This window comes from Candidatus Phytoplasma citri (assembly GCF_002009625.1).
Taxonomy (GTDB): domain Bacteria; phylum Bacillota_I; class Bacilli_A; order Acholeplasmatales; family Acholeplasmataceae; genus Phytoplasma; species Phytoplasma citri.
The window spans coordinates 1-506 of record NZ_MWKN01000087.1 but is presented as its reverse complement, the minus strand read 5'-3'; the positions used below and the strand labels follow the sequence as shown (position 1 = coordinate 506).

Here is a 506-nt window from a genome sequence, read left to right as displayed (position 1 = left end):
TAATTTAGTTAATCGGCTTACCAAGAAGAGAGTTAATGACTCTTATAGGGCGAAAGAAGAAAGTAATTTACTATTTATTCAATGGTATCGAGAAGGGAGTTGATACACAATGTCAACAACGGTTTCACTAGAAACAAAGCTTTCGCGAACATTGGATAAAATTCAATATCGTTCATCAAATGGTTACTCTCTAAAAAGAGAATTACAGCAGGGAATGAATAACTTCTATAACACGTTAACAGCATTTAATAAAATTGCTGCTAACAAAGGGGCGGGAACACCGGGCATTGATAATGAAACCATTGATGGGATAAATCTAGAAAGACTAGAAAGATACCATCAGGAATATGTCAATAATGGTTACAACCCTAAACCAGTTAAAAGAATTCTCATCCCTAGTGACAACAAAAGAACTAGACCTCTGCGGCTACCTACTATCAAGGACAGGCTAATACAAAAATGCCTCGAACAACTCTTAACTCCCTATTTTGAAAATATTTTTTCAG

Annotated in this window: 1 pseudogene; it reads left to right on the top strand. The window is 35.4% G+C overall.

What is annotated here, in order from left to right:
• Nucleotides 1-109 precede the first annotated feature (109 nt).
• Nucleotides 110-506: pseudogene (locus B2G44_RS02015) on the top strand (group II intron reverse transcriptase/maturase); the annotation flags it as partial.